19 protein-coding genes are annotated in these 22,593 nt (G+C 61.9%); 14 read left to right on the top strand and 5 right to left on the bottom strand.

The genetic code is table 11. From position 1 onward, the window contains the following. Positions 1–704: 704 nt before the first annotated feature. Positions 705–2,981: an RHS repeat-associated core domain-containing protein gene (locus tag IRI77_RS15885; RefSeq protein WP_194453022.1), complete on the bottom strand. Its 2,277-nt coding sequence runs from the start codon at positions 2,979–2,981 to the stop codon at positions 705–707. Between the two features lie 458 nt (positions 2,982–3,439). Between IRI77_RS15885 and IRI77_RS15880 the strand changes: the two genes are divergently transcribed. The 10 genes from IRI77_RS15880 (at position 3,440) to IRI77_RS15835 (ending at position 16,086) form a co-directional block, all read left to right on the top strand. Beyond that, positions 3,440–3,913 carry a hypothetical protein gene (locus IRI77_RS15880; protein ID WP_194453021.1) on the top strand — a complete coding sequence of 158 codons (474 nt, stop codon included), beginning with the start codon at positions 3,440–3,442 and terminating at the stop codon, positions 3,911–3,913. Positions 3,914–4,695: 782 nt separating this feature from the next. After that, a complete protein-coding gene (locus IRI77_RS15875) occupies positions 4,696–5,403 on the top strand; it encodes a hypothetical protein (RefSeq protein ID WP_194453020.1) in 708 nt (235 codons plus the stop codon). 837 nt (positions 5,404–6,240) lie between these two features. Next, positions 6,241–6,789, top strand: coding sequence for an L-lactate permease (locus IRI77_RS15870; RefSeq protein WP_194453019.1), 549 nt, complete (start codon positions 6,241–6,243; stop codon positions 6,787–6,789). 343 nt (positions 6,790–7,132) lie between these two features. Beyond that, positions 7,133–7,531 (top strand): hypothetical protein, encoded by a 399-nt coding sequence (locus IRI77_RS15865; RefSeq protein WP_194451262.1) that lies wholly within the window; start codon positions 7,133–7,135, stop codon positions 7,529–7,531. A gap of 852 nt (positions 7,532–8,383) precedes the next feature. Continuing rightward, positions 8,384–9,091: a hypothetical protein gene (locus IRI77_RS15860; RefSeq protein WP_194453018.1), complete on the top strand. Its 708-nt coding sequence runs from the start codon at positions 8,384–8,386 to the stop codon at positions 9,089–9,091. Between the two features lie 998 nt (positions 9,092–10,089). Then, complete coding sequence (locus IRI77_RS15855) at positions 10,090–11,736, top strand: L-lactate permease (RefSeq protein WP_194453017.1); 1,647 nt, start codon at positions 10,090–10,092, stop codon at positions 11,734–11,736. Positions 11,737–11,791: 55 nt separating this feature from the next. Continuing rightward, a complete protein-coding gene (locus IRI77_RS15850) occupies positions 11,792–12,703 on the top strand; it encodes an RraA family protein (protein ID WP_194453016.1) in 912 nt (303 codons plus the stop codon). Position 12,704: 1 nt separating this feature from the next. Further along, the gene (locus tag IRI77_RS15845; protein WP_194453015.1) at positions 12,705–14,075 is read left to right on the top strand and encodes a mandelate racemase/muconate lactonizing enzyme family protein; all 1,371 of its coding nucleotides are present in this window, start codon (positions 12,705–12,707) and stop codon (positions 14,073–14,075) included. Between the two features lie 141 nt (positions 14,076–14,216). Continuing rightward, entirely contained in the window at positions 14,217–15,629 is a 1,413-nt protein-coding gene (locus IRI77_RS15840; RefSeq protein WP_194453014.1) for a M23 family metallopeptidase, read from the top strand. A gap of 13 nt (positions 15,630–15,642) precedes the next feature. Then, a complete protein-coding gene (locus tag IRI77_RS15835; protein ID WP_194453013.1) occupies positions 15,643–16,086 on the top strand; it encodes a thioredoxin family protein in 444 nt (147 codons plus the stop codon). Between the two features lie 6 nt (positions 16,087–16,092). Here IRI77_RS15835 and IRI77_RS15830 read toward each other — a convergent pair whose 3' ends face one another. Further along, complete coding sequence (locus tag IRI77_RS15830; RefSeq protein WP_194453012.1) at positions 16,093–16,374, bottom strand: hypothetical protein; 282 nt, start codon at positions 16,372–16,374, stop codon at positions 16,093–16,095. Positions 16,375–16,486: 112 nt separating this feature from the next. Between IRI77_RS15830 and IRI77_RS15825 the strand changes: the two genes are divergently transcribed. Next, positions 16,487–17,269: an HAD-IIB family hydrolase gene (locus tag IRI77_RS15825; RefSeq protein ID WP_194453011.1), complete on the top strand. Its 783-nt coding sequence runs from the start codon at positions 16,487–16,489 to the stop codon at positions 17,267–17,269. Here IRI77_RS15825 and IRI77_RS15820 read toward each other — a convergent pair. The 3 genes from IRI77_RS15820 to IRI77_RS15810 form a co-directional block, all read right to left on the bottom strand. After that, on the bottom strand, positions 17,266–17,967 hold the full coding sequence (locus tag IRI77_RS15820) for a mechanosensitive ion channel family protein (RefSeq protein ID WP_194453010.1): 702 nt from the start codon (positions 17,965–17,967) through the stop codon (positions 17,266–17,268). The genes IRI77_RS15825 and IRI77_RS15820 overlap by 4 nt on opposite strands. Before the next feature lie 3 nt (positions 17,968–17,970). After that, entirely contained in the window at positions 17,971–19,320 is a 1,350-nt protein-coding gene (locus IRI77_RS15815) for a glycosyltransferase family protein (protein WP_194453009.1), read from the bottom strand. Positions 19,321–19,540: 220 nt separating this feature from the next. Further along, complete coding sequence (locus IRI77_RS15810) at positions 19,541–20,191, bottom strand: response regulator (protein WP_194453008.1); 651 nt, start codon at positions 20,189–20,191, stop codon at positions 19,541–19,543. Between the two features lie 398 nt (positions 20,192–20,589). On the opposite strand from IRI77_RS15810, the gene IRI77_RS15805 reads away from it, so the two are divergent. From IRI77_RS15805 to IRI77_RS15795, 3 genes are all read left to right on the top strand, one after another. After that, positions 20,590–20,976: an OmpA family protein gene (locus tag IRI77_RS15805; RefSeq protein WP_194453007.1), complete on the top strand. Its 387-nt coding sequence runs from the start codon at positions 20,590–20,592 to the stop codon at positions 20,974–20,976. A 187-nt stretch (positions 20,977–21,163) separates the two neighbouring features. Then, positions 21,164–21,769, top strand: coding sequence for an RNA polymerase sigma factor (locus tag IRI77_RS15800; RefSeq protein WP_194453006.1), 606 nt, complete (start codon positions 21,164–21,166; stop codon positions 21,767–21,769). Further along, a complete protein-coding gene (locus tag IRI77_RS15795; protein WP_194453675.1) occupies positions 21,753–22,562 on the top strand; it encodes a HEAT repeat domain-containing protein in 810 nt (269 codons plus the stop codon). Before IRI77_RS15800 ends, IRI77_RS15795 begins: the two co-directional genes overlap by 17 nt. The last annotated feature ends 31 nt before the right edge of the window (positions 22,563–22,593 follow it).

Genomic DNA, 22,593 nt, shown 5'->3' with positions numbered 1-22,593 from the left:
AGGTTGAGTTACTATATATATTCGCCAATCGATCGTATCGTCGAGAGTTCTTAAGCGCTCTACTGCTCTCCTGCATGCAATAAGTTCGGGTGCAGGTCTTAAAACATAGGCGGTGAAGATATTATTAGGCAATTCCCCTTTCCCTGCAACCATGGTAAACAATAAGTCCCCCCCTGCTATCTGAAATGGATCCATGCCATGAATAATACGCCTACCGTTGCTTCTGTCGGAGCAAACCCAGCGTACGGCGGCGTCTGCTTCAATCGCAAGTACCTCCAATTGGCACCCACGTTGAGCTGTCAAATCGTTTACATCTTGGACAAAATGCTCAAGAGTGCCCGGTCTTGCAGGGCCGGACTGGTGTTGTGACTTCGTAAAGCTGGATGATCGAAGATACCGAAACTGTCTGTTTCCGCAATCCGCAATGAAAGCCATTGCGATCTGAATGACTTCTCGCTCGGCGAGACCACTCCATGAGACATTCTCAACCTTTGCGCACACATTGGTAGTAGATATGATCGTCGCTGTGGTTCGGGCCGGCGCAGCAATAACGTGGACGCCGAGAATTAGCATAACCAGTGTCAAGTGTTTTAAAATAGCCGGACGGCGCGCCACTTGTGGACATGCTCGACTCGGCAAATGGAGAGGTGTCGATATATTCATATTGTTGACTCAAAGGCTATCTTAACGTACTTGCTTTCGCGTTATTGCTTTGGGTCAAGAAAGAACGGGTCACAATCTCCAGTTAAGTAGTTTTTAATTAGCTCCGAGGCGATAGCTTTATGTGCTTCTGTATCCTTAAGGTCTTGTGCGCCAGAAATGCGTAGCCGCTTTGCTAATGGAACATCGTCTAGCCCCGTAATCAAATGAAGCAATTCGTGAATTAGCGTTTTTCCCTGCTTAAGCAACGTTGATAAGCTTTGTCCGTATTGATTCTCGTTATCCCAAAACCGATGTGCTATGAATACCGCATTTGTCGTTTGTCCGACGAAGGAAAAGGCCCGCAATTCAAGGCCATCTGCGATCTCGGTGTACTCGCTCAGTGTTGTGAATCCTTCCACGGTGAGCCCCGTTGCTTCCTGAATTGATATCGCGCCTTCATCAGCTTCAATGTTGTAGTATTTGGTTTTTATGTTTAGCGCTGCTAGTCCGGCCGATGTTACTTCAATGTCTTTAAATGCGCTAACGCAAGTGGGTGCCAACTTGTCTATGCCGTATGTCCGCGCTATATTACGAAGATTGTTTGTTGTTCTTTCGAGAGAAATGTAATTCATCATGACTTCAGTGAGTGCGGGAACAGCAGTTGGATCAAGTATCGGATAAGGAATGCCAATCCAAATCGGTAGTCGCCCATTCGGGTCATTCATGTTAATTGGATCACCCCAGCTGTAGGTGTACCTATTCCAGGAGTCAGGATTTGTGATGGCAGAGGGCCCCGGATCAGCACCAGTAAACCTCCCCCAAGCCGCCGCATAATACCGGTTCTGAGCATAATCCAGCCCAGTCGAGACGTCCCGTTTGTAGGTCGTGAACGTCTCGTCCTGATCCACCGACACCGACCCCGATACCTCTCCATACGGATACACCCGGCCATGCGTCCCATCCGGGCTCCCCAATCGATCCGGCTTCACCCCCGTCCACCCATTCAGTATCGGCCGGCCGCCGAAGTACACCCGCAGCCGCGCATCGCACAGAAACGATGTCCCGGCTGCCGTGCACAGCGTGTAGGTCCCCAGCACCTCGCCGCCCTGCCCATACACCGTGTACGTCCACGTTCCGCCCTGATACTTTTTCACTCGCAGGTTTCCTGGGCCGTATTTGTACGTTTCCGAGACACTCGGCGTCGTGATCTGCGTCATGCGGTTGTCGATGTCGTACGAAGCCGTCACCGACCCGGACGGCGTCGACCAGTCCGTCATGTTCCCATTCGAGTCGTAGGCGAACCCTGCGCCGTTCAGCCGGTTCGTCGCCGCGTTCACCGTCTGCACCGTCGACGGGGCCGTCCCCTTCGTCACATTCTGCTGCAGCCTGTTGCCGAATCCGTCATACACCCAGGACAAACCCCACTCCGGACCCGTCGTGTAGGCTGTCGCCAACCGGCCGAGCGAGTCGTAGGTGTAGTTTTCTTCCTCCGTGCTGATCCAGTTCTTCTTCTGCGTCAGCCGCCCGTCGTTCGCTGTCGCCGAAAACCGGTACTCGATGTCCGAGTACAGGAAGGTCTGCCTCGTGAGCTGATTCCGGCCGTTGTATTGGAACGTCTCCGCCGAGAGTCCGCCGCTGCCCGAGGGCAACTCCGTCGCCGTATCCACGGTTACGGAGTTCGGCCGGTTGAGCGAAAGCAATTGGCCGGCGGCGTTGTAGGTGGCCGAAGTCACCAGATTGGTCCCCGAGCCGCTGCCCGCCGTCATCCCCTGCAACTGCCCCACCGAGTCATAGCTGTAGTTCAAAGTCAGCCGTTGCGAGTACATCGCGTAGGAGGACGGCGGCACCAGGTGCCCATATTGCGGGTACACCATCTGCGTCATCCGGCCCTCGGTGTCGTAGGAGTAATCGACGGTGGGCACCATGTAGATGCCGCCGCCGAAGTCGGACGCCTTGCTGGTCAACAACCCGGCCGAGGTGTAGCTGTAGTGCTCCGTCACGGAGTTCGGGACCGTCACGGCCGCCAGCCGCCCCCACAGATTGCGGGTGGAGGAGTTCGACCCGTCGTAGTCGTAGGTGTTCGTCGTCCGTTGGTTCACGTCTTCGGCCCCAGTCGACACCGGATAGCGTTTCACCATCGTCACGCGTCCATACGCATCATAGACATTCTCGACTTTTTGGTTCTTGGCGTCTACCTTGGTCGAGACGCGGCCCTGCGCGTCATACGTGAAAGTCGTCGTCCCCGTCTCGGGGTGAGCCGTCGACAGCCTGACCCGTCCCACCGCGAATCCGCAAAACCCGGCCTCCAGTTGGGGCAAATCACTCAGGAACTCGCTCAACACCGACAGATCTCCTCCGCAATTCCACTGCTCCGCCAGACGCCGAGCCTACGACGGCAGCCCCAATCCGGTCTGAAGGCCGAACTCTGCGCCATATCCCACAAAGAGTACCTGGGAGTCTGCAATTGGCACACGGAAAACCCCGTTGGGACGGGTGCAACTGTCCCCAACTTTCTCACCATGGCCCCAGGCGTTCTCAGCATGACCCGCCACGCAGGCCATCTCCAAGTCCTTCGCCGGGAAGCGTGCGGCCCAGGCCAATCCCGGCCTCCCAGAGGCAACCTTCGCCCAGGCGAATCCACGTCCACTTACCCCACTTCTCCCCCAATTCCGGCATTAAACCACCTTCATTGCCCATCGCTCAGGATTTATCTTCTCTTTCCATCCAATCGTTTACGGCCGTTCCCCCCTGAATCGCTTGCCCCCATGGAGTACAACTTCGGCCAAGGAGCGACCACATGGATATCTTCAAACCGGCGACCGACGGCTTCACACCCTCGCGCCACTTTCTGCAAACCACCAGCGCCGAGAACGCTCTCCTCATGGGCGACGACTCGACCAGCGTCATCACCTGCATCGAGGACCAGGGTCTCTATAAAGCCCTCCGCGATGACGTCCACCAACACGTCGCCCCCGCCACCCGCCTCGAACAGCACATGGCCGACTCCATTGCCGAGGAACTTTGGCGCAACTCCCGGTACTCGCTCATCGAGACGACGGCCCTCTGCGTCGCCATCGAGCGCGATTGGGAATCGGTGACCCAGGAGTGCCCCAGCGCTGATCCCGCCTACCGGACCTACGTCGCCGTGCGCGACCGGAGCGCCCGCGACACTTCCTGCATCCGCAGTAGCCAGGACTTCGAAGCCCGCTCCTGGCGCCGCAGCCGCGCCGACCTCGCCACCCTCCGCACCTACAGGACGAAGTCCCGCTAACGTCCCAAACCGGAGACCAGCGCCATGACGAAACGAACCCGTTGCCACCGCCGCGCCGCCCGCCCCGCCCGCCCGCCCAGCCTCCACGACAGCCTCTACCGCCTGCCTGACGGCATCGAAGCCAGCCTCTACCAACAGTCGTTGGAGCAGACGGCGGACATCCCCGACCCGCGTTTCCGCGCCCTCTTCATCGACCGCCTGATGCTCCGAGGCCACGAGCGCCGCCTCTTCCAATTCGAAGCCAAACTCTGGGCCGAAGCCCTTCGTGCCACCAACGGAGTCCGCCGACAAGCCGTGCTCTGGATTCACCAGAACCACGCCGAAGTCATCCGGATCCTGGGCCGCTACCACGTCTGGATCTGTGCCCGCATCACCGCCGTCCAGAAGGCCCTCCGCCCCTACCTCGCCCAGGAGCACGCCCGCCAGGCCGCCAGCACCCCTGCGGTGTTCGCGGCCGCGGCCGGCTCCGGCCGACCCATCACCCTGGCCGCTCCAAACGAAGCCAACGGCCGCCACCCAGTCCTTGACGCAAACCTGGCAAGCGCGGAGCCTGCCGACCCCCCGCAGTCTCCCAGGAAGCCACCCTGCGTCTGCCGCCCAACGCACTTCTCCCCCAATTCCGGTATTGAGCGATTGGCCGTCACCGCATCCGAAACTCTTTATTTCGTTTCTTTTCAACACAAGCCCCCAGAAATGGGCCAATTTCCCTTGACTCCCCCCGTTACCCTGGAATCGCGCCGGCACCTACGCCGGCCATTTTCGTTTACAAGGAGATTCTCATCATGGCTACCGCCGCTCAGATCACCGCCAACCAGGCCAACGCAAAACAGTCCACCGGACCCGTCACCATCGAGGGCAAGGCCCGCTCATCCCAGAACGCCCGCCGCCACGGCTTCACCGCTCAGCACCTTAGCATCACGCCCGAAGACCGTATCGCGTTCACAGCCCTCGAAGCTTCCCTCCGCCTCGATACCCGGCCCGCGAACAGCCTCGAAGAAGAGATCTTCCATCGCATCCTCACCCACACCTGGAACCTCCGCCGCATCGAATCCTTCGAATGCATCATTCTCGCCGAAACGGACCCATTGGCCGAAACCGACCCGCACGGCGCCCAACTCGACCGCTATGCCCGTTACCGCCGCGACCTCGAACGCGGCCTCTATCGCGCCATCAAGGAACTCAGCAAACTCCAAACCGAGCGCGCCGCCCTCGCCCAGCAACATCCCGATGTCGTCAAAGGCGTCCGCGAAAACGTCCCATTGGCTGAAGTCACCCGCCTGACCAGCAACACCGACGAACTCTTCTTCTACGAAGGCTATGGCCGCCCAAGGCGCGCCCTCGAACACCTCACCACCGGTATCGAAACGAACCACCCCGACAACCAGGACCCGCTGGCCGACCTCCAACCCATCCGCGTTCCACGAAACGAAACCAACCCGATGCGCGAAGACGGACTGCCGGCCAACTTCTACAACGTCTCGAAGCGCTGAAGACCACCCCAGCACCAGGTCGCGCCCTGTTGGCGAAACGAAGTCGCCGGGCATCAACGAAACCGCGGAGCATCAACGAAACGAAGCCGTCATCCGACTCATCTGCTGGTCGCATCACCAACCGGAGCCCATCTGGCCCTGCTCTTTGACAACCTCACCTGTAAATGCCCTCCGGGAAGCCGCAGCCAGCAACCGCCGAGCCCTCCGTGTGCTCGCCCCCCGAGCTCACCCCGCCGGGAGGGCGGACGCCCTGGTCCGCAGCCGGTCCCCTGACCGGCCCTCTCCTCTCTTCGGAACGGAAAGGAGGCCGCCGCCTCAACTAAGCGAGCCCGTCAACGAAACGAAGCCACCAGCCCACCCGAACCGCCGAGCCCCCCCGCCAGGAGGGCGGACGCCCTCGTCCGCAGCCGGTCCCCTGACCGGCTCTCTTCACTTTTCAAGTTCCAAGCGTGGCCGCAACCCAACGAAACGAAGCCACCATCCCCCCTCAAACCGTCGAGCCCACCCCGCCAGGAGGGCGGACGCCCGCGTCCGCAGCCGGTCCCTTGACCGGCCCTCTTCTCATCCAGACGAAGGACCGATACCCCAAGCCGGTCCCCACCAGTTGTCCGATCCGGCAGCCCGGCCCCAACTCGTCTCACCCAGTCCCGGCAGCGCCCGGCTACCCAGCCCCAGCAACCAACAGCCTCCGGAACTCCACGAAACGAAGCCACCAGCCATACCCGCCGTCAATCGTGCTCTCGCAACAAATACGGCAACCCGTGCTCACCGGTGCTCACCGGTTATCCCCAGGGATGGCATGTGATAAGATTCCGCTTCGTTCGGGCTACTCCCACCATGCAGACTTGGGTTCAAAATTATAATCCACTCAACAACGAAGCGCTCTCCACGATCGTCTCGGCGCTTCCCGTACTAGTGCTCTTTTACCTCCTCGCCATCAAAAAGATCGCCGGCCACTGGGCAGCGATCTCGGGCCTCGTGACTGCGGTTCTGGTGGCGCTTTTGGTCTTCCGCATGCCGCCCACGATGGTGCTGGGCGCGACAGCGCATGGTGCGGTGTACGCTGCCTTCTGGATCGCCTGGGTAGTCGTCGGCGCGGTCTTTGTCTATGACCTGACCGTGGAGAGCGGCCATTTCGAGACCATCAAGGGCTCCATCGGCGGGCTCACGGATGACCGGCGCCTGCGAGCCGTCGACAGCCTGACCCGTCCCACCGCGAATCCGCAAAACCCGGCCTCCAGTTGGGGCAAATCACTCAGGAACTCGCTCAACACCGACAGATCTCCTCCGCATTTCCACTGCTCCGCCAGTCGCCGAGCCCACGACGGCACCCCCAATCCGCTCAGAAGGCCGAACTCTGCGCCATATCCCACAAAAAGTACCTGAGAGTCTGCAATCAGCACAAGGAAAACCCCTTTGGGACGGGTGCAACTGTCCCCAACTTTCTCACCATCGCCCCAGCAGTCCTCAGCATCGCCCGCCACGCCGGCCATCTCCAAATACGTCGCAGGGCAACGCCCGGCCAAGGCCAATCCCGGCCTTCCAAAGGCAACCCTCGCCCAGGCGAATCTACCTCCACTTACCCCACTTCTCCCCCAATTCCAGCATTAAGCGAGCTTCATTGCCCGCCGCTCGGGATTTATCTTCGCTTTCCATCCAATCGCTTACAGCCGCAGCCCCCAGAATCGCTTTCTCTTATGGAGTACAACTTCCGCCAAGGAGCAACCACATGGAAATCTTCAAACCGGCGGCCGACGGCTTCACGCCCTCGCGCCACTTTCTGCCAACCACCAGCGCCGAGAACGCTCTCCTCATGGGCGACGACTCGACCAGCGTCATCACCTGCATCGAGGACCAGGGCCTCTTCAAAGCCCTCCGCGACGACGTCCACCAGCACGTCGCCCCCACCACCCGCCTCGAACAGCACATGGCCGACTCCATTGCCGAGGAACTTTGGCGCAACTCCCGGTACTCGCTCATCGAGACGACGGCCCTCTGCGTGGCCATCGAGCGCGATTGGGATTCGGTGACGAAGGAGTGCCCCAACGCCGATCCCGCTTACCTACGTCGCCATTCGAGACCGGAGCGCCCGCGATGCCGCTTGTATCCGCATGAGCCAGGACTTTGAAACCCGCTCCTGGCGCCGCAGCCGCGCCGATCTCGCCACCCTCCGCACCTCCAGGACGAAACCCCGCTGACGCCTGAAACTGAAATCCAACGCCATGACGAAACGAACCCGTTGCCACCGCCGCACGCCACGCGCCACCAGCCGGCCGAGACGACAGGACAGCCTCTACCTCCTGCCTGCCGGCATCGAAGCCAGCCTCTACCAACAGTCGTTGGAGCAGACGGAGGACATCGCCGACCCGCGCTTCCGCACCCTGTTCGTCCAACGCCTGATGCTCCGAGGCCACGAGCGCCGCCTGTTCCAACTCGAAGCCAAACTCTGGGCCGAAGCCCTCCGCGTCAGCAACGGAGCCCGTCGCCAAGCCGTGCTCTGGATTCACCAGAACCACGCCGAGGTCCTCCAAATCCTGGGCCGCTACCACGCCTGGATCTGTGCCCGAATCACCGCCGTCCAGAAGGCCCTCCGCCCCTTCCACGCCCAGGAGCGCGCCCGCCAGGCCGCCAGCATTCCGGCCGTCCTCGCCGCAGCGGCCGGCTCCAGCCGCCCCATCACCCTGGCCGCTCCAAACGAAGCCAAAGGCCGCCAACCAGCCTGTGACGCAAACCTGGCAAGCGCGGAGTCGGTCGCACCCCTGCAGTCCCTCAGGCAGCCGTCCGGCACCTCCAAGCCAACGCACTTTTCCCCCAATTCCGGTATTGAGCGATTGGCCGTCACCGCATCCGAAACTCTTTATTTCGTTTCTTTTCAACAAAAGCTTCCAGAAATGGGCCAATTTCCCTTGACACTCCCAGTTACCCTGGAATCGCGCCGGCCCCTACGCCGGCCATTTTCATTTACAAGGAGTTTGACATCATGGCTACCGCCGCTCAGATCACCGCCAATCAGGCCAACGCAAAACAGTCCACCGGACCCGTCTCCATCCAAGGCAAGGCCCGCTCATCCCAGAACGCCCGTCGCCACGGCTTCACCGCCCAGCACCTCAGCATCACGCCCGAAGACCGCGCCTCGTTCACCGCCCTCGAAGCGTCCCTGCGCCTCGATACCCGGCCCGCGAACTGCCTCGAGGAGGAGATCTTCCACCGCATCCTCACTCACACCTGGAACCTCCGCCGCATCGAATCCTTCGAATGCTTGATCCTCGCCGAAACGGACCCATTGGCCGAAACCGACCCGCACGGCGCCCAACTCGACCGCTATGCCCGTTACCGCCGCGACCTCGAACGAGGCCTCTATCGTGCCATCAGGGAGCTCGGCAAACTCCAGACCGAACGCGCCGCTCTAGCCCAGCAGCACCCCGATGTCGTCAAAGGCGTCCGCGAAAACGTCCCCTTGGCCGAGGTCACCCGGCTGACCAGCAACACCGACGAACTTTTCTTCTATGAAGGGTTTGGCCGCCCGCGCCGTGCCCTCGAACACCTCACCACCGGCATCGAGACAAACCATCCCGACAACCAGGACCCGCTCGCCGACCTCCAGCCGATCCGCATTCCACGAAACGAAACCAACCCGATCCGCGAAGACGGACTGCCGGCCAACTTCTACAACGTCTCGAAGCGCTGAAGACCACCCCAGCACCAAGTCGCGCCCTGTTGGCGAAACGAAGTCGCCGGGCATCAACGAAACCGCGGAGCATCAACGAAACGAAGCCGTCTGCAGACTCCGCAGCCGGTCGCATCACCAGTCGGAGCCCATCTGGCCCTGCTCCTTGACAACCTCACCTGTAAATCCCCTCCGGGGAGCCGCAGCCAGCAACCGCCGAGCCCTCCGTGTGCTCGCCCCCCGAGCTCACCCCGCCGGGAGGGCGGACGCCCTCGTCCGCAGCCGGTCCCCTGACCGGCCCACTTCTCTCTTCGGAACGGAAAGGAGGCCGCCGCCTCAACTAAGCGAGCCCGTCAACGAAACGAAGCCACCAGCCCACCCGAACCGCCGAGCCCCCCCGCCAGGAGGGCGGACGCCCTCGTCCGCAGCCGGTCCCCTGACCGGCTCTCTTCTCTCTTCGGAATGGAAAGGAGGCCGCTGCCTCAACTAGCGAGCCCGTCAACGAAACGAAGCCACCAGCCCCCGAACCATCGAGCCACCCCGTCGGGAGGGCGGACGCCCTCGTCCGCAGCCGGTCCCCTGACCGGCTCTTTTCTCTCTGCGGAACGGAAAGGCCGCCGCCGCCTCAACTAAGCGAGCCCGTCAACGAAACGAAGCCACCAGCCCACCCGCCCCGTCGAGCCCACCCCGTCAGGACGGCGGACGCCCTCGTCGGCAGCCGGTCCCCTGACCGGCCCACTTCTCATCCAGACGAAGGACCGATACCCCAAGCCGGTCCCCACCAGTCGTCCGATCCGGCAGCCCGGCCCCAATCCGTCTCGCCCAGTCCCGGCAGCGCCGGGCCACCCAGCCCCCAGCAACCAACAGCTTCCGGAACTCCACGAAACGAAGCCACCGGCCACACCCGCCGTCAAACGTGCTTTCGAAACAAACCCGGCTACCCGTGCCCACCGCTGCTCACCGGTTATCCCCAGGGATGGCATGTGATAAGATTCCGCTTCGTTCGGGCTACTCCCACCATGCAGACTTGGGTTCAAAATTATAATCCACTCAACAACGAAGCGCTCTCCACGATCGTCTCGGCGCTTCCCGTACTAGTGCTCTTTTACCTCCTCGCCATCAAAAAGATCGCCGGCCACTGGGCAGCGATCTCGGGCCTCGTAACTGCGGTTCTGGTGGCGCTTTTGGTCTTCCGCATGCCGCCCACGATGGTGCTGGGCGCGACAGCGCATGGTGCGGTGTACGCTGCCTTCTGGATCGCCTGGGTAGTCGTCGGCGCGGTCTTTGTCTATGACCTGACCGTGGAGAGCGGCCATTTCGAGACCATCAAGGGCTCCATCGGCGGGCTCACGGATGACCGGCGCCTGCAACTGCTCTTGATTGCCTTCGCGTTCGGCGCCGTGCTGGAAGGGGCGGGCGGAGGCGGAGCGCCTGTGGCCGTGACGGCGTCCATGATGATCGGACTCGGCTTCCGGCCATTCGAAACGGCAGTGGTTTGCCTGATGGCCAACACGGCTCCGGTGGCCTGGGGCGGCATGGGCAATCCCGTGCGCACGCTGGCCGCGGTGACGGGCCTGCCGGAATCGGATCTCAGCGCCACCATGGGACGCATCCTGCCGCCAGTCGCACTGATTCTCCCCTTCTGGATGGTAAAGACGCAGGTGAGCTGGAAGGATACCTGGAAGGTGTGGCCGGGCTGCCTGGCCGCGGGCGTCGGCTTCGCCGGCCTGCAGTTCTTCTGGTCGAACTTCATCGACGCCTCGCTGGTCGATATCGTCAGCGGCATGGGCGCCCTGCTGATCTGCGCGGTCTTCTTCAAGATATGGCAGCCGAAAGAGGTCTTCCGCTTCGCCGAGGAGCGAAGCCAGGCCAAGATCGTCTGGAAAAAGTACACCACCGCCCAGGTCTTTCATGCCTGGTCACCATTCCTGCTGATCGCGGCGTTCGTCGTCCTATGGGGCCTGCCGCCGGTCAAGAAGATGATCAGCGAAACGAGCGTCAAGATGCCGGTCCCGGGCCTGCATCTGCTGGTGACCAGGACCGCGCCTGTGGTGACCACGGACGTAAACGAGCCGGCAATCTTCGACTTCGCGTGGCTTGCCTCCGTAGGCACCGCCACCTTCCTGGCCGGCGTAGTGGCGGGCCCTGTCCTGGGCCTGTCGATCCCCGTCACGTTCCGGGTCTTCCGTAAGACCTGCTATCGAATGCGCACCGGATTCCTGGCCATCATGGCCATGATCTGCCTGGCCTATGTCGTGAGGTACTGCGGCATGGACGCCGTCATGGGACTGGCCATGACAAAGACAGGTGTGTTCTATCCCATATTCGGCACGCTCATCGGCTGGATGGGCGTGGCACTCAGCGGCACGGATGCGGGCTCGAATGCCCTCTTCGGCAACCTGCAGGTAGTGACTGCGAATAAGCTGGGGCTGAGCCCCGTACTGATGGCCGCGGCCAACTCCACGGGCGGCGTGATGGGCAAGATGGTGGGCGCGCAGTCGCTGATCATCGCCTGCGTCGCGGCGGGCATCGAGGGCAGGGAGGGCGACCTCTTCCGGGCCGTCTTCAAGCACGGACTGGTCCTGGCGGCACTGATAGGGCTCATCGTGACGTTGTACGCCTACGTCCTGCCCGGCATGGTCGCTCACAATCATCATTTCTGGTAATCGGCCGGCCTCCGGCCTTGCTTCTTTGAAATTACAGACAGGAGAACAGGCAAGTATGAAACGACTCGCACCGCTTGCCGCCGCGCTAGCGGCTATGCTCGCATGTCCGCTGTTCGCGCAGTTGGGCATGTTCAGCAAGGAACAACGCGTCGACCTGACGCGGGAATGGAAAGGGGAGCGCTTCCCCGACGGCCGGCCCAAGGTCCCGGATGAGGTAGTGCAGCGGCTGAAGACCGCCAGCGCGGAAGAGGCTTGGGGCACGCTGCGCGGGGCGGGCTACCATCTGCAGTTTGAGGGCGGCTGGAAGACGCTCAATGTGACACCCGGCAAGCGGCTGGTGGGCCGCGTGGTGACGGCTCAGTTCATGCCCTTGCGGCCCGACGTCAACAACTTCATCAACGATCATGGCAAGCAGGAAGGCCGTGTCGGGCGAGGGCAGAACTCCTGGGTGATCGACACCCTGGTGAAAGATGACGTGATGGTGGTCGACCTCTACGGCAAAATCAAGGACGGCACCATCATCGGCGACAACCTGGCGACCTCGATCATGACGAAGACCGGCACCGGCCTCGTGGTCAACGGCGCGGTACGCGACCCAACCGGCATCCTGGAGATCCCGGGCTTCCAGGTCTACACGCGCGACTTCCATCCCAGCGCCATCGCCGAGGCCATGCTGACCGGCATCAACGTGCCCATCCGGATCGGCGAAGTGACGGTGCTGCCCGGCGATATCGTGGTGAGCGATCCCGACGGCATCACGTTCATCCCCGCACATCTGGCCGAGAAGGTGGCGGATGAGAGCGAACTAACGCAACTGCGCGACAACTGGGGCCACCAGATGCTGCGCGAGCAGAAGTACACGCCGGGCGAAGTCGATGCCGGGTGGTCGCAGAAGATGATTGACGAATTCAACAAATTCGCCGAGTCGAAGGGTTCGAAGATGCGGATGAAACCGCGAGGGAATTGAGATGACTCGAAAATGGTGGAAGAACCGGCGCGGTCTCAGCCGCCGCGGATTCCTGGGGAGTGCCGCCGGAACGGCCGCCCTGGGCACATTCTGGGCGAATGACACGATTGAGGCCTATCAGAACAACGTCAAGACGGCCGGCAAGCCGTCGGACCTGAAGATCACGGACCTGCGGTTTGCCCATGTCATCGGTGCGCCGATGCGCGCGCCGATTATCCGGATCGATACCAATCAGGGCATCTCAGGTTATGGTGAGGTGCGCGACGGCGCCAGTGTCACCTACGCCCTGATGCTGAAGTCGCGGCTGCTGGGCAAGAATCCCTGCAACGTGGACAGGATTTTTCGCGAGATCAAACAGTTCGGCTTCCACGCGCGGCAGGCCGGCGGTGTCTGCGGCGTGGAGATGGCCCTGTGGGACCTGGCGGGCAAGGCCTACAACGTGCCGGCCTATCAGTTGCTGGGCGGCAAGTTCCGCGACAAGATCCGCCTCTACTGCGACACAACGGAATCGCACGATCCCAAAGTCTATGGCGAGCGGCTGAAGAAGCGCCGCGACGAGGGCTTCACGTTCCTCAAAATGGATCTGGGCGTGGATCTCGTGGAGAACATCCCGGGCTGCGTCTCAGCTCCTCTGGGTACGAATCAACGTTCCGCGACGCTGGTGCCGCATATGTTCACCGGCATGGAGATCACGGAAAAAGGTATCGGCCTGATGTGCGACTACGTCGGGCAGATCCGCGAGATGGTCGGCTGGGATATTCCTCTCGCTGCGGACCATTTCGGACACCTTGGTGTGAATTCCTGTATCCGGCTGGGCAAAGGCCTGACCAAGTACAACATGGCCTGGCTCGAAGACATGGTTCCCTGGACCCAGACGGAACTCTTGAAGCAGATCACCAACGCCGTGGATATCCCGATCCTGACGGGCGAGGACATCTACCTCAAGGAGCCGTTCATCGAGCTCTGCCGGAATCATGCGGTGGATATGATCCAGCCCGACCTGGCGACCTCCGGCGGGCTGCTGGAGACGAAGAAGATCGGCGACGCGGCGATGGAACTGGGGCATGCGATGGCCATGCACTTCGCCGGCACGCCGATTTCGTTCATGGCCAACGTCCATTGCGCGGCGGCGACGGAAAACTTCATCGCCCTGGAGAACCACTCAGTCGATGTCCCCTGGTGGAAGAACCTGGTGACGGGCAATGACCAACCGGTGTACGAGAAGGGCTGGGCGGTGGTCCCGGACAAGCCGGGCCTGGGTGTCGAGCCGAATCCGGATGAGGTGAAGAAGCACCTGGCGCCGGGCACCGGCTACTTCGAGCCCACTGAGAACTGGAACAACGAGCGAAGCTGGGACCGTCTGTATAGCTAGATCTGCGCCAATCGAGTGGAGCTTTTTGCCCCTTTGAGCGAAGGGTTCCACTCCTTTCATTTGCCATATCTTTCGCCCTGCTACCACAGCCCCATTTCCCTTCGCATTCCTTGCGCCTCCAGCCATGAGTAAGCTGGAAGTGTGAAATACGTCCTCCTCATCGTTTTCGTCGTGCTTCTGCTGGCCGCGCCGGCGACCCTGTTCTTTCTGTCGACCGCCCCCATCGTGGAGGTGACTCCGGCGCCCAAAGGGCTCGGAGTGGACAACCAGCTTCCGGTGAAAGTAACCAGCCCGCATGGGGTGCGCTTCGTGACGGCGGTCCTGACACAAGGCCAGGCCCGAAGCGTGGCCTCCCAGGAACAGCCCGCTGAGCGCTGGATGTTCTGGAAGAAACACATGGCTCCCTCTACGCAGACCCTGCACCTGACGGCGAAAAAGGAGCAGGGCTTCCAGGGCGGGCCGGCCAAGCTGGTGGTGGAGGCGGCCGCCAACGACCTCCGCTCGTCCAGCGATACCAAGACCTACGACGTGTTCATCAGCATGGAGCCGCCCAGGCTCAGCGTGGACGACCTGGAGCACATCATCAACCAGGGCGGCGCCGAGTTGGTGACCTTCACCGTCGCCGGCTACTACACCGAGTCAGGCGTGATGGTGGGCAACTACCGGTTCCGCAGCTTCCCGATGCCGGGCGGCAAGAACGAGAACGATCGGTTCTGCCTTTTCGCCTTCCCCTGGGATGTCTCCGCCGACACTCGCCCGCTGGTATTCGCCCGCAACCCGGGCGGGCAGGAAGTGACCGCGCCGTTCCGGGTGAAGATGCACCCCAAGAAGTTCCGGAAGCGCGAACTGGACCTGTCCGATGAGTTCCTTCAGAAGGCGGTGAGTGACATCGATCCGAGTGGGACCGGCGACAAGCTGGATCGGTTCCTGCGCATCAACGGCGAGACCCGGAAGCAGAACAACAAGACACTGGCCGACCTGCGCGACCAGTCTGAGAAACGGATGCTCTGGACGCCGCCGTTCCAGCAGTTGTCGAACTCAAAGGTCGAAGCCTTCTTCGCGGATGTGCGGACATACAAGTACAACGGGAAGAAGGTAGACGAGCAGGTTCACCTGGGCTTTGATCTGTCCAAGGTGAAACAGGCGCCGGTGGTGGCCTCCAACTCCGGCAAGGTCGTGTGGGCCGACAGGCTGGGCATTTACGGGAATTGCGTCGTGGTGGATCACGGCTACGGCCTGCAGTCGATCTACGGGCATCTCAGCAAGATCGAAGTCACCAAGGGCCAGATGGTGGAGCGCGGCGGCGAATTGGGCCGCAGCGGCGCCACGGGACTGGCTGGGGGCGACCATCTGCACTTCTCCATGCAAATCGACGGCGTGCAGGTCAACCCCATCGAGTGGTGGGATGCGCACTGGATCAAGGATCGTGTCATGAGCAAACTGAACGGTCCGGCGCCGGGCGGAGCCAAGACAGCCACGGCATCCAAGGACGAACCGGAGGCGGAGCCCAAAAAGGTCGGGCACACGGCCAGGAAGCATCCTAAGCGGCGGTGATAGACTTCCAGGTATGAAGCTCCGTTTTGTTCTGTTCTTTCTCGCCACCTGCCTGTTGGGAGCCGAACGTGCGTATGATGCCAAAGCCAATCCGGCATCGGATTTGAAGCGGGCGGTAGAGCAGGCGCGCAAGGAGAAGAAGAACATCCTACTCGAGGTCGGAGGCGAATGGTGCAGTTGGTGCCATCGCCTGGACCAGCTTTTTGCTTCCAATGCCGGGTTGCTCGAGGAGCGGGAGAAGAACTTCGTGTTCCTGAAGGTGAACTTCAGCCCTGAAAACGAGAACAAGGAATTCCTTGCGCAGTACCCGAAGATTGAAGGCTATCCGCACCTGATCGTTCTGGATTCCGGCGGAAAGATGTTGCGATCCCAGGAGACGGACGTCCTGGAAGAAGGCAAGGGCTATAACCTGCAGCGGGTGAGTGCATTCCTGCGGGAATGGGCGCCCAAGCGGTAAAGCCGGTCAGGCCGAGCGGCCTTCCGTGGCCGGTTCGTCCGTCGTTTTCGGGTAGCGTTCGAGAAGGATATCCATTTCCGAAACCCGGCTGCGGTTCTCCAGTAGCCAGTCCGCCTGGCTATCACTCAGGCCGGCATGCCCCAGGAACCGGGATCCGTGGAGGCCGCTCTTTGGAAACCACTTCTGTCTCTCCGGATTGAACTCCAGGTGGATGCGGGGGAAAGCCGCCTGCAGCCGCTGCCGTAGCTTGTCGCGGTCGGGCTGGGTGATGCCGTTAGCCGGATCCATCAAAAGTACCTATCCTCCGGACATGCTGAGCATATCCGATGATGGCCAGCTTGGCAAGCTTGACCATTTTGTGAATTCGACAATCGGCAATGCAGGCTCCTACTGTAAAGAGATGAAGCTTGTGATCAGCGACCTGGACGGGACTCTGCTGGACCACGACACGTACGCTTGGTCAGACGCCGCGGAAGCGCTGGATCTGTTGAAAGCGAAGGCGGTTCCGGTCATCCTCTGCACCAGCAAGACTGCCGCGGAAACCAGGGACTGGCGGCTGCAGATGGGGCTCGATCACCCGTATGTCGTCGAAAACGGCGGAGCCGCCTTCATCCCGCCCGGTCAATTGGGCGCGGGTGAAAGCGGCCAGGTGGTGGTTCTGGGAACCCCGTATCGGGCATTGGTCGAAGCCCTGAAGGCGGCGAGCCTGGAGAGCGGTTGCCGGGTGGAGGGCTTCTCGGACTGGAGCGTGGAGAGGGTCGCTGAGGTCTGTGAGATGCCGCTGGAGCGGGCGGCCCTGGCGAAACATCGCGAGTACGACGAGCCCTTTGTCGTCGTGGACGCGGCGCGGGAACGGCAACTCATCCAGGCCATCGGGGCCCGCGGGTTCCGCACCACCCGGGGCGGGCGTTTCCACCACATTCTCGGCGAGAACGACAAAGCTGCGGCGGTCCGGCGCCTGCTGGAGCTATATCGGGCTCACTACGGGCCTGTTGAGACCATCGGGCTGGGCGACGGCCTCAACGATGTCGAGTTCCTGAAGCTGGTGGATCACCCGGTGCTGATCCGGTCGCCGCGCGTGGAGACGCTCCGCGCCGCGGTACCGAACGGCCGTGTCACCGCGAAGACTGGCCCTGCGGGGTGGAACGAGGCCATTCTGGAGTGGTTCGCGGACGAGGCCTAAAGGTGCCGCCAGAGCGGTTCCTCGGGCTCGGCCGCATGGCGCGTGTCCTCTTCCATGAAACGCTGCACGGTTTGGCGTCCGCCGAGTCCTACAGCCAGGCTGGCGGCCAGCGCGGCTCCGCCGACGACGATGATGAAGGCGGCTAAGAAGACGTTGGGCGCGAAACCGAGTGTGTCGGAAGCCGCGACGATGGCGATGCAGACAACGAGCGCGCGGACGCCGGCGGCGATGCGGCGCGCGTGCGGTAGCGCTTCATTGTGGGCCCACACGAGAATGGCGCGGCCGAAATAGCGGCCCAGCCAGATGCCGGCGAAGACGATGACTCCTGCTGTGACCACCTTCGGGAAGAGGAAAATGGCGGTTTCCACGAATTGAGTGGTGAGCTTTGTGTCAAAGACGCTCAACGCGGAGAGGACTCCTCCGGCCAAAACTAGCCAGAAGACGCATTGGGCGGCGATGGAGACCCCGTGGAGATGCCCGGAGTCGTCGACAACTGAGCTGATGCCGGTCTCGCGGAGGAAGCGGTCGAACGCGACGCCCTTGAACAGGCGGGTGAGCAACCACTGGCAGAACTTGGCGAGCAGGAAGGTGAGGACAAGAATGGCCGCGGCCACGATGAGGGGCGGCAGGTAGGTGGTGATCTGGTTGTAGAAGCGGGCGATGACCCTTTCCAGGACTTCCTGTAGCGTACGGATCATGAGTTAAACCTCCAATTCCTTCTGACCGGCGGCAACATGTTGCGCGAGCGCCGCCTCCGGTGCGGACTTGGGCGCCGGGCTGGGGATTCCGGACCACTGGGCGACCAGCCGAGGCTTCAGCGCTTCGAAAGTGAGGCACAGATTCTCGACGCGCTGGTCCACTTCAGGCGCCGTCAAATCCCGGGTTTCAATGACAAACGAAGCTACGCGGCCGAGGTACAAAGGCGTCAGTGAGCGCAACAGCGTGCCGCGGTCCAGGCGGCGTTTGTGGTGCGCACAGGCAAATTCGAAGATGAGGCGGACCCAGAGCTCATCTGCGATGTGGAATGTGGACGGGACCGCAGTGGCGGCGGCCAGAGCATCAATCTCTTCCAGCGTCTCGGGGGAGAGTGCCAACTGCCAGACTTCCTTCAGCTCCTCGCAACCGCGGCGGAAGCTGACGAGCATGCGGTCCAGGTTGACCTCAATGGGGTCGAGTCCGACATCGTAGCGGAAGCCGAAGAGGTCGATGTCCTGGCTGCCGGAGATGCGGGTCCAGGCCGACTCATATTCCTGCATCAGCGTGAAAACGCTGCCCACCACCTGCATCAGCATGGCGCTGAGGTCGGAGCCCGGATCCTTGGCGTCGTGCAGTTTCGCCCCGAGAAAGCTCTGGCAGACGCGAAAGCCCTCAGCTACGGCGACGGTGGTCATCCAGATGTCGATGCCGTAGCGGGCGACATCCGTTTCCCAGTCGTCGCGCTCCAGGTAGCGGCGCAGCAGGGGCAGGGAAACACCGAAATCGCCACCGATCGGTTGGCGGAGCCGGTGGCCGTAGAGGGCACGGGTGAGCGGATAGACGATGCTGTTGGTGATCGTGCCGTCGTACTTGTGGCGGTGGTAGTACGGGGCGACGAAGTCGTACTCGGCATGGACGACGGGCCGCAGGAGGAGGTCGATCCATTCCGGGGTGATCGAACGCAGATCGGAATCCACGACGGCACAGGCCTTGGCGCCCAGGGTGGAAGCGATCTGGAAAATGAGGCGAAAGGCCGAGCCTTTGCCCGGAATGCCGTGATATGGCAAGGAGAGGCGGTTGACCGGTTTCACCGGTGTGGACAGCATCAGCAGGCGTGAATCCTGCATGGATGAGGAAAGCACCACGTCACGGGTGCCGTCGCTGGAGCCGCCGTCGGAGTTCACGATCACGGCCGTGAACTGGGGAAAGTACTTGAGAAGTCCGGCGTGGGCGGCCTGCACTACATGGCCGATGGTGCGTGCGTTGTTGTAGCTGGGGATGCCCACCACAATGTCGGCGGTACGGAGCTCCTTCAACGCCGCCTGCGCGGAATCGGGTATTACGATTTTCGCCATGGCTTCATTTGAGTCAGCGAGCCGCCGCCGTGGATGTGACACGGCTATGGTCCCGGCTGAGCTGGACTACTCCCAGTTTTGGCGTTTGAGAAGACGACGGGAATCCCGGTTAGGGAGTAGATGCTGCCAGGAAAGGCTGTATGGCGCAGGGATAGGGAAAGAAGTGGAGGAAGAAGCGGCGAAGGATCGCTACGCCGCTGGGCAGGGGATACCTACTCATTCAGGCAATCAACTGCTTCCTGACCGCATAGAGAATCAGTTCCGGGACGCTGTGGAGGTTCAGTTTTTCCAGGATGTGTCCGCGGTGGGTGTCCACAGTGTAAACAGAGAGGTTCAGGAAGGTAGCGATCTCCTTGCTGGTGCGGCCCTCGGCCACGAGGTGCAGGATCTCGCGTTCGCGGTCGGTCAGGAGGTCATAGCTGTCTTCGGCGTTCATTCGCTGCAGCGTCCGGACGTAATCCTCCTGGAGGATCTGGCTCACTTTGTGACTGAAGAACGAGCGGCCTTTGGCGACGGCCTGGATGGCGTCGAGGAGGTCGGATTTGACGGAGTCTTTCAGGAGGTAGCCGCGGGCGCCGGCTTTGAGGGCTCGAAGAACGTAGCTCTCGTCGTAGTGCATGCTTAGAATCACGACGCCGGTGTGCGGATTCTTCTCCACGATGCGGCGGGTCGCCTCGATACCGTTGAGGGTGGGCATGGCGATGTCGGTGACGACGACGTCGGGCTTCAGGTCGGCGGCCATCTGGACGGCTGCGATGCCGTCGGCGGCTTCGCCCACCACGACAAAGCCGGGTTGGCGCTCCAGCAGGAGTCGCAGACCGTCGCGCAGGACGTTGTGGTCGTCAGCCAGCAGAATGCGGATCGAATCCATAGCTTGAACTCTCAATCGGCCGGAGGGCCCATGCCTCGGCGCAGGGTGCGGTTCCACAGTCAGAATACGGCTTAGGGCCGCGGCATACCATCCCTTCGGCAAAGTATCTTGCAGGCAGGACCAATAGTGTCCCCGCGGTATGGCCAATGGCCAAAAGATTCGCTTTAATAGAATCAGAACATCCTCTCCCGAAGGAGCCTTACATGAAGTTAAACGTTGCCACTTGCCTCGCTGGAGCAGCCCTCTGCCTGTCCCTCGGCGCCTGTACCAAGAAGACTGCGGTAGCTACGCCGCCTCCGCCGACCGTTGCCCCTGCCCCCGCCGCCCCGACTCGTGCGGCTGCCCCCGCCCCTGCGCCGGTTGAGCAACCCCGAGCGGTGGCCAAGGAAGCCAGCCGTATGCCGGATGCCGCGACCAAACTCCAGATTCAGGAACTGTTGAACAAGATCCAGGACGCCTACTTCGATTTCGCGCGTCACACCCTCCGTCCCGATGCCGAGACCGCCCTCCGCGCCAATTCCAAGACCCTGAGCGAGATCATCCAGCAATACCCCGATTTCCGGCTGACGGTGGAAGGCTACTGCGACGAGCGTGGTTCCGATGAATTCAACATGGCGCTGGGCGATGCCCGCGCGAAGCAGGCAAAGGACTACCTGGTGTCGCTCGGCCTGCCGGGTGGCCAACTGAAGACCGTGAGCTACGGCAAAGAGAAGCAGGTCTGCACCGAGCATGACGAAGACTGCTGGCAGAAGAACCGCCGCGCGCACCTGACGCAAGCTCAGTAGTTTGTTGAGTTTACCCCTCTGAGAGGATCCGCCGGCCGCGCTGAACCGGCCGGCGGGTCCGATCCTCCTCTTCCCTCCCTCCCCGCGATTCCCGCAAATTCCCGTAACCAACCCAAGCTTCGGCTGTATATATGACTGAAGGCAGGGACATTGATGTTCCAGCCGGGCGACTCAGAGTACAGGACGGATGGCGCAGACAGACGAAGATCTAATGTCCGGAGTGCGGCAGGGTGACCTGCGCGCGCTGGGCCCCTTGTTTGAACGCCACCACGTTCATTTGTTCAATTTTCTGCTCCGGCTGACCGGAGACCGGGCGCACAGCGAGGATCTGGTCCAGGATGTTTTCTTCCGGATTCTGCGCTACCGCCAGACCTACCGGGATGGGACGTCGTTCACGACCTGGATGTACCAGATCGCACGGAATGCACGGGTGGATGCCTTGAGAAAGAAACGGCCGGAGGTCGGGGTGGAACTGGAGACGCTCTCACCAGCGGATGCGCGGCCAACGCCGGCTGACCGGGCGGAGTCTACCCAGCAGGAAGAGCTTCTGCGCCGCTCGATGTCGCTGCTGCCTGAGGAGAAACGGGAGCTGCTGGTGTTGAGCCGGTATCAGAACCTGCCGCACGACCAGATTGCGGAGTTGCTGCACTGTGAGGTAAGCACCGTGAAGGTAAGGGTTTTCCGGGCGGTGCAGGAGTTGAAGAAGATCTACCAGGGCCTTTTGTCGGAACACAAACGGACGGGCCGTGGCGCGTGGGCTGTTGCAGACGAGGGACATGGCAATGCGGTGTGAAGAGATTCAGGAGTTGCTGCCGGAGTATTGGGCCGGGTCGGCCAATGCGCAGGGCCGCGAGCTGGTGAAGAGCCACCTGGCGGAGTGCGCGGAGTGCCGGGAGTCGTCACAGCTCTGGTCGATGCTGGGTGAACTGCCGGACGAGAAGCCGGGCCCCGAAGTGGCGGTGCGGTTTCGCACCATGCTGGCGGCCTACCGCCACGGTCTGGAGCAGGCGGAGGCGCCGAAGCCGAAGAAGAGTTTCTCGATTTCACAGTGGTTATACGGCTGGTGGCCGGCGAAGCTGGAGCTGCAGGTATCGATTGCCGCGGCCTGCCTGGCGGTGGGTGTGGCGATCGGAGTGGTGGCCAGCTCGAACGCCCCTTCGGCCAAGGAGTTCGCCAAACTGCACGACGAGCTGCGCGGGACGCGGGAGATGGTAGCGGTTTCGCTGATGCGGCAGCAATCGGCCAGCGACCGGCTGCGTGGTGTGAGCTGGAGCACCAGATTGAACCGGCCGGACGAAGAGGTGCTGGGCGCCCTGCTGGCGGCGGTGGACCAGGATCCCAGTGTCGATGTGCGGCTGGCGGCGGCGGATGCGCTGCGCAAGTACGCGAATGTGCCCGAGGTGGGCCAAGGCATGGTAACCGCGTTAGGACGGTCGGATTCCCCGCTGGTGCAGATTGCGCTGATCGACGCGCTGGTGGATATGAGGGACCGGCGGTCGGTCACGGTGCTGAAGAAGCTGAGCGCGGACCAGGCGGTGAACGAGTCTGTCCGGCAGCGCGCGAACTGGGCCATCGGCCGGTTCTAGAGATTTCCCGACGGGTCTCGCAAGTCTCGAT

Source organism: Paludibaculum fermentans (assembly GCF_015277775.1).
Lineage (GTDB): Bacteria > Acidobacteriota > Terriglobia > Bryobacterales > Bryobacteraceae > Paludibaculum > Paludibaculum fermentans.
This window is presented reverse-complemented; position numbering and strand designations above follow the sequence as displayed.